At 38.1% G+C, this 7,199-nt stretch carries 8 protein-coding genes; 4 read left to right on the plus strand and 4 right to left on the minus strand.

Translation table 11 applies throughout. The features are described 5' to 3' along the window. Positions 1-989 (minus strand): nitrilase-related carbon-nitrogen hydrolase (locus tag B2V92_RS08665; protein WP_293306911.1); only part of this gene is annotated, 989 nt, incomplete at its 3' end. A 58-nt stretch (positions 990-1,047) separates the two neighbouring features. Further along, entirely contained in the window at positions 1,048-1,731 is a 684-nt protein-coding gene (locus B2V92_RS08670) for a porin family protein (protein ID WP_293306913.1), read from the minus strand. A 30-nt stretch (positions 1,732-1,761) separates the two neighbouring features. Here B2V92_RS08670 and gldB point away from each other — a divergent pair, with 30 nt between their 5' ends. The 4 genes from gldB to B2V92_RS08690 all read left to right on the plus strand — a co-directional run bounded on the left by gldB (position 1,762) and on the right by B2V92_RS08690 (position 5,729). Beyond that, on the plus strand, positions 1,762-2,796 hold the full coding sequence (gldB, locus tag B2V92_RS08675) for a gliding motility lipoprotein GldB (protein ID WP_293306915.1): 1,035 nt from the start codon (positions 1,762-1,764) through the stop codon (positions 2,794-2,796). Between the two features lie 67 nt (positions 2,797-2,863). After that, on the plus strand, positions 2,864-3,637 hold the full coding sequence (locus B2V92_RS08680; protein ID WP_293306917.1) for a patatin-like phospholipase family protein: 774 nt from the start codon (positions 2,864-2,866) through the stop codon (positions 3,635-3,637). Positions 3,638-3,952: 315 nt separating this feature from the next. Beyond that, complete coding sequence (locus B2V92_RS08685) at positions 3,953-4,747, plus strand: M12 family metallopeptidase (protein ID WP_293306919.1); 795 nt, start codon at positions 3,953-3,955, stop codon at positions 4,745-4,747. 79 nt (positions 4,748-4,826) lie between these two features. Continuing rightward, on the plus strand, positions 4,827-5,729 hold the full coding sequence (locus tag B2V92_RS08690; RefSeq protein ID WP_293306921.1) for an omptin family outer membrane protease: 903 nt from the start codon (positions 4,827-4,829) through the stop codon (positions 5,727-5,729). On the opposite strand, the gene B2V92_RS08695 is transcribed toward B2V92_RS08690, so the two are convergent. Together B2V92_RS08695 and B2V92_RS08700 are read right to left on the minus strand one after the other, a co-directional pair. Next, positions 5,726-6,442 (minus strand): 2-phosphosulfolactate phosphatase, encoded by a 717-nt coding sequence (locus B2V92_RS08695; RefSeq protein WP_293306923.1) that lies wholly within the window; start codon positions 6,440-6,442, stop codon positions 5,726-5,728. The two genes, B2V92_RS08690 and B2V92_RS08695, sit on opposite strands and share 4 nt — an antisense overlap. Before the next feature lie 10 nt (positions 6,443-6,452). Beyond that, the coding region (locus tag B2V92_RS08700) for a PDDEXK nuclease domain-containing protein (protein ID WP_293306925.1) at positions 6,453-7,199 on the minus strand (747 nt) is incomplete at its 5' end.

A 7,199-nucleotide genomic window follows, 5' to 3' on the forward strand; every position in this document is an offset into this window, starting at 1 on the left:
TCGGAAGAGAATTTAGAAGGCATTAAAACCGCCATTACATTTTCAGGCCCCAAAGCCCTGCAGGCCAAAGCACAGACAACAGCCGAATCAATACCACCCGACAGGCCTAAAACCGCTTTACTGAAACCCGATTTTCTGAAATAATCCTTTATTCCCAAAACCAATGCATCAAGTATCTGCTCAATATCTGTAAGTCTTTCTGATTGGGGATATTTATTGCGTACATTTTCAACTTCTTCGAGATCAAAAACCTGAAGATCTTCTTCAAAGTATTTCATTTCGGCTTTGATGGCCCCATCAGCATCAAAAACCAACGAGCCCCCGTCGAAAATGATTTCGGTTTGTGCACCAACCTGGTTTACATAAAATACGGGTAAATGGTATTTTTTTGCATTATCGGCCAATACTTTAATGCGCTCATCATCGTGGGTGTAAGAGAAAGGTGATGCCGCAATATTGATCATTACATCAGGCTCTTCCTTAATCAGCTCATCCATCGGGTTCGATACATACAAAGGATTATCGTTGATATTCCAAAGGTCTTCGCAAATGGTTAAGGCAATCTTTTTCCCTTTAAAATCGATACAGCTAAACTGTGTGGCAGGCTCAAAGTATCGGTACTCATCAAATACATCGTAAGTTGGTAACAGTGCTTTTTTTACCACAGCCTTCACTTCTCCTGCTTCGATGAAATAAGCGGCATTAAACAGATCTTTTCCTTGCAGCACCTCGTTTTTAATTGGCAAACCAACAATACAGGCAATATCGGTACAATGCCTGGCTATTTCCTGAACCGCGTTTTCGCAAAGCACAATAAACTCATCAAACTCAAGAAAATCCCTGGGTGGATAGCCGCAAATGGCCAGCTCTGCAAAAACAACCAGATCGGCCCCTTTAGCTTTCGCCAGTTGGATATGTTCTGTTATTTTTTTGGTATTGGCCTCAAAATTTCCGATGTGGTAATTGAGTTGTGCTAGCGCTATTTTCATGCTGTTGGTATCAAGTTATAAGAAATCAGTATCAAATATGGAGAGACAAGTATCAAGATCAAAAGAATACGCCGAAGTTAAGTGCCAGGTAATGATTTTTAACAGTCCTGTTTTTATCGGTTACAATATTGGTAAAACCGTTATTAAAAGTTAGGCCTGCTACGATGCTGGTGTTACCCGAAACATCAAACTCACCACCGCCACCGATAATCAATCCGGCACGATAAAATTTGGTATAATCGTTTATCTTCGCATTGCTTATTGTTGTACCACCGCCAACAGCATCCTGTTTCGCACCCAAAAGGAACGAATTGGATAAGCCAAACTGGCCATACCAGCGCATTCCATCTTCTTTTATTGTTTTCAGTTTTACAGTTAAAGGCAGGTCTAAATATTGGAGCTTATATTTCAGATCGTAAGCTACAGGTACCGCCGCCCCAACAACATTGGGAGTTGGCCGGTTGATATTAGAAGGATCCACCTCAGTACTTTTACCATTAATGGTTGTAATGGTTAAAGCAGTAGAAAAACTATAGTTCGGGGCAAAATTAAAATCGCCAATCAGTCCGTAAGAAAAACCTAAAGCAACACCATTCGTTTTACCCTGGTCGGGCTTGATCCAGCCAAAAGTAGGTGTAGCGGTTAAACCCAATCTGAAACCATAACTGGTTAAAGGAGAATTTTGCGCCCAGGCGCCGAAACTTAAAAGAGACAAAATTAAAATGGTCGATATTCTTTTCATGCTATAGCTGTTTATATATATTTGTTCTACATGACTTATAACGTAAAACACTGGCAAATTTATCTAATTTTTCTGTTTGCCATCACATTTATTTCCTGCACACATAACAATAGGCCCGATGTAAGTAATATACAGGTAAATATCAGGATTGAAAGATTTGATAACGAACTCTTTGCCGGGAAAAATAGAAATATAGATGCAGTTAATCAACAGCTTAGCTCAAAATATGGTGTATTTTATGATGATTTTATCCACCGGATATTGGACAGCAAATATTCCAATACCGAATCGCTGAGCAATTTATACCGCGATCAGGCCTATACAGACCTAACCAAAGAGGTTGACAGTGTTTTTCCAAACCTGAAAACCCAGGAAGATGGCCTAAACGAAACCTTTAAATACATTAAATATTATTACCCAAAAGCAAAAATTCCGAAATTCATTTCTTTTGCATCGGGTTTTGCTTACCAGATGCCAGTTGGCGACAATTACCTGGGCATAGGCCTGGATATGTTTTTGGGTAAGGATAGTAAATTTTACAAAGCCATTGTACAGAGTGTTCCCATGTACCTTTCGCGCAGGTTTGCACCCGAATATATTGTACCTCGCGTGGCCGAAACCTATGCACATGAAGAACTTTTTGCCGAACCCGATGAAGATAGAACACTTTTATCCAAAATGATCTTCCAGGGTAAAATTTTATATTTTCTTGATCAGATTCTGCCCGAAAATATCGGCGATTCAACAAAAATCGGTTACACGCAGCAACAACTGGATTGGGCGCAAAATTTTGAAGGTGATATTTGGGCATATTTTTTGGAGAACAACTTCCTGTATGAAACCGATTACCAAAAAATACAGGTGTTTTTATCCGAAGGTCCATTTACGCCGGGTTTAGGCGAGAACCGCGATTCGGCACCGAAGCTGGGTGTATGGATGGGTTGGCAGATTGTGCGGAAATACATGAAAGAACATCCTGATGTTACCCTGCAACAATTGATGGCCGATAACGATACACAGAAAATTTTAAACCAATCAAAATATAAACCGAAACAACAGAAATAGTTGGTATTTTTCAGTTATCAGTTTACAGTTAACCGATTAACCAATTTAAACGATTAACCCAAAAAAGATGAGAGTTGGCATTGTATTATCAGGCGGAGGCATTAGGGGAATAGCCCATTTAGGTGTTTTAAAAGCCTTTAGCAATCTGGGCATTACCTTTAGCCACATCAGTGGAACCAGTGCCGGCGCCATAGCAGGTGCTTTTTTTGCCGCAGGTATAGATCCGGAAGAAGGACTTAACATTTTCCTTAAAACCAAGCTCTGGCGTTTTGTGCGTCCGGCAGTAGGCTCATTGGGGCTGATCAATATTGAAAATACAGCGTTGATTTTAAAAGAATATTTCCCTGATGATACCATTGAGAAATTAAAAATCCCATTAACCATCGCAGCTGTAAATTTTAGCGAAGGCAGATTGGTTTATTTTACCAAAGGCCCTTTAATCAGAGCTGTTCATGCCTCGAGTTGTATCCCCGGTATTTTTAAACCCATTATGATCGATGGACAGATGTATGTAGATGGCGGGATTTTAAACAATTTCCCTGTAGAACCCTTAATGGAAGATTGCGATTTCATCATTGGCTCATCATGCAACCACCTTAAACCTGTTGATAAAATAACCGGAATTACCAATTTAATGGGACGTGCAGGCATTATGTCTATCAATCACGACATGGAAAGAAAAGCAAAATTCTGCAATGTATTAATCGAACCAAAAGGTTTGGGTGCCATTAGCACTTTTGACATGAAACGTGCTGAGGATATTTACTGGCTGGCCCACGAAGAAGCATTGGTTACCATCAAAAATAGTCCAACAATTTCAGAACTGATCACTAAACCATAAAAAATCAGCAATTTATATACTTAAACATAAGTAGTATTAATTCTACTACAAATATTTAAAAAACTAATTTAATAAATATTGTTTAACATACACTATTGCAATAAAAATATTACATTTCTCTTGGTGGTTATGTAATATTATTTTACTTTAGGATTATACTTTGCAGATGCGGAGTATATTAACCTAAACGTCTATCTATGTTTTTTAGTCTGATTATTCTTTTTCAGCACAGAAGAATTCCGGTTTTTACGATCTTCTAACTTGATTTTTGCATCAAATAACAGATCATTAATTTTTACCTAAAAAACCTAAAACATGAAATTCTTAAAATTAAATAAAACCCTGATTGCGACATTCGCACTAGCAACCGTATTGTACTCTTGTAAAAAAGAAAAGCCTACCGAAACAGCAGATCTGCAAAAACCGGAAGCAATGTCTGCCAGTCAGATTAGCGGCATCAAAATCTGTACAGAAAGATCTTTAGAAGACGGCACTACCCCAAGAGGTGCTGTAATCACATCAACAAAATGGCCTAATGGATCTACCATTAAGGTTAGTTTAAATGGAGGTACTGCTGCCATAAGAGCCAAAGTAATCCAATTTGCCAAAACCTGGGAAACTTATGCCAACATCAAATTCAATTTCGTAACCAACGATAATACCGCTAAAATTAGGGTAACCTTTAACAGTGGCGGTTCTTGGTCTTACATTGGAAAATCGACACCAAGCAGCGGTGCAACGATGAATTATGGCTGGTTTGATTCTTCAACACCGGATTCTGAATATAGCCGTGTGGTAATACACGAATTTGGCCATGCTTTAGGTATGATCCACGAACATCAGCACCCTTTGGTAAGCATTCCTTGGGATAAACCAGCTGTTTATGCTTATTATGCTGCCCCACCAAATAATTGGAGCCAAGCCGATGTAGATAATAATTTATTCGCAAAATACAGTACTACACAAACAAATTTTAGTGCTTACGATAAAGCATCTATTATGCACTACGCGGTTCCAAATGAATTAACCATAGGCGATTTCGAAGTGGGATGGAACACCGTTTTATCTCCAACCGATAAATCGTTTATTGCTTCAGTATATCCATTTTAAAAAATAAATATTACACATAGTGGTTTTAACCGGCCACTATGTGTATTTTGTTTGTATAAAACTTAAAAATACAAATCACTTGCAAACTTCTCTTTTAAAATACATCTTAGTTAGCTTAGCCTTTCTTCTGTTTTGCAATGCATCAGCGCAAGAAAAACCACCTAAATGGAGTATAAAACCTTATGTTGGTTTTCAGCAATCACGGTTCGATTGGTCTATAGCAGGCAATTCAAAAGGAACCAATCCGAATGTCCTGTCGGAACTGATATGGGAGAAATTAAAAGGTCCGAGTTATGGTCTGGATGTTAGCTATAATATTATAGAAAAACTAACCCTAAAAGTTGCGAATCAATATAGCAGCATTAGCAAAGGTGAGGCCACGGATACCGATTATGCTGACGATAATCGCCAGGGAGCATTTTATTACGATCTGCTTAACGCCAATAAAGGCTATTTGTATAATATTGATCTTCAACTGAACTATAAACTGCTAAAAATAGGAAAATTTAGGATCAACCCTATCGCGGGGTTTTCTTACAACCAGCAGAAATTCTACCTGTTAGAAAGTGCCAGCAACCCAGCAAGTAATGGTTTAAATTCTACTTATGAAGCCAGGTACAAAGGTTTTGATTTTGGTGGAGAATTTGTTCTGAAAATGGATGCATTCAGCATCGGAGCCACAGTTTTAGGCGGATTTTACACCTATTCGGCCAAAGCCAACTGGAATTTGATCCCAGATTTCGAAAAACCGGTAAGTTTTACCCACAAAGCCAACTCCTTTGCATTAAGTGGCGATATCAATCTTTCAGTGCCTTTGAATAAGGGTTTAAGTATAGAAGCCGATTATAAAATCAACAATATCAATACCTATTCAGGCGTAGACAAAGCATATTTTAATAACCGAAATACTGAAGAAACCCAGTTTAACGGTGCAAGTTTCAGGAAAAATGCGGTGTTTGTGGGTTTAAAGTTTAGTTTTTAACTTTTTAACGCTACCAAACGTTCTCCTTCTAAAACCGGAATAGCTTCGCAAACATTTAACTGCAAACAGAAAACCACATCTTCTTCAATATTCAATTGGGCCAAACGGTGGCTATGCGACGATTTATGGAGATATTTTCTTAAATCATCCTTAGCTAAGAGGTATAGATCCTCTGCTGCTACACTCGAATCATCAAAGTGTTCGAAATTTTGACGGAGTTTGTTCACTACAGCTCCTGCAAATAAGGTATCTTCCAAATTGAACTGATCTTTCCAGCCCGCACATAATAGAAGTACATTTTTATCCTGACTTTGGAGATAAGTACACAGTGAATCTAAGTTAAGAAACGAACCTATTACTACCTGGTAGGCTCTTTTTTGTGCCAAATGGAGGGCTTTGGTTCCATTGGTGGTGGTAAGTACAACCGTCTTCCCCCCTACTTTTTCTTTAGTATACGAAAAAGGCGAATTACCGAAATCATATCCTGTAACCACTTCACCGTTGCGCTCTGCTGCCAATAAAAATCCACTATCGCGGTAGCTTAAACAATCTTCTACATTGGCAACCGGAATAATTGCTTCGGCGCCATTATCTATCCCATAGGTAATAGATGATGTAGCCCTTAAAATATCGATAACTACCACAATGCTCTGCTCGATATCGTATAAATCAATCAGTGCAGGTGTTAAACAAACTTCTATCTTTTTTGACATTTGGGGAATTCTATTCATTTATAATTTGTTTTACCTTCTCTTCAAGGAGTTTTTGATCAGGTAAATAAAGTTGGTATTTAGATACGAAAATTTTATTGGAGAGTCCGCCTGTGGCATACTTAACTAAAAATTCGTTTTTATCTGCTGCAATGATAATCCCAATGGGATCATTATCACCCTCAACATTTTCTTCTTCCTTAAAATAATTAAGGTAAAAATTCATTTGTCCGATATCTTGGTGTTTTACTTTTTTGGTTTTCAGATCAATCAGCACAAAACACCTTAATATACGGTGGTAAAATACGATATCAACAAACATATGTTCATTATCTACCGTTATTTTAAACTGCCTGGTAACAAATGAGAAGCCTTTACCAAGCTCCAGTAAAAATTTCTGGAGATTGTCAATAAGTTTTTTCTCTAGTCCTGATTCTTTAATAATGCTTCCTGTTGGAATATTTAGAAACTCAAAAACATAGGGATCGCGAATTAAATCTTCAGAATTCTTAACCACCTGACCTTTTTCTGCCAAAGCGAGTACTCCATTTTTATCCTTACTAAGTGCAAGTCTCTGAAATAAGGCAGAATCGATTTGACGCTTCATTTCCCTAAAGCTCCAATTCTCTTTTACGGCCTGGGCTTCGTAAAAACTCCTTGCAAGCTCATCAGAAATGGTTAAAAGTTCTGCATAATGACTCCAACTTAGTAAAATGCCAGACGGTGTTTGGCTTTTTGAGAATTCGCCAGACAGTGTCTG

It is taken from the genome of Pedobacter sp. UBA5917 (assembly GCF_002432345.1).
Taxonomy (GTDB): Bacteria; Bacteroidota; Bacteroidia; order Sphingobacteriales; family Sphingobacteriaceae; genus Pedobacter.

Coding starts and splice junctions, on each gene's coding strand:
- B2V92_RS08670 (WP_293306913.1), bottom strand. CDS start 1,731: ATGAAAAGAATATCGACCATTTTAATTTTGTCTCTTTTAAGTTTCGGC.
- gldB (WP_293306915.1), top strand. CDS start 1,762: ATGACTTATAACGTAAAACACTGGCAAATTTATCTAATTTTTCTGTTT.
- B2V92_RS08680 (WP_293306917.1), top strand. CDS start 2,864: ATGAGAGTTGGCATTGTATTATCAGGCGGAGGCATTAGGGGAATAGCC.
- B2V92_RS08685 (WP_293306919.1), top strand. CDS start 3,953: ATGAAATTCTTAAAATTAAATAAAACCCTGATTGCGACATTCGCACTA.
- B2V92_RS08695 (WP_293306923.1), bottom strand. CDS start 6,442: ATGTCAAAAAAGATAGAAGTTTGTTTAACACCTGCACTGATTGATTTA.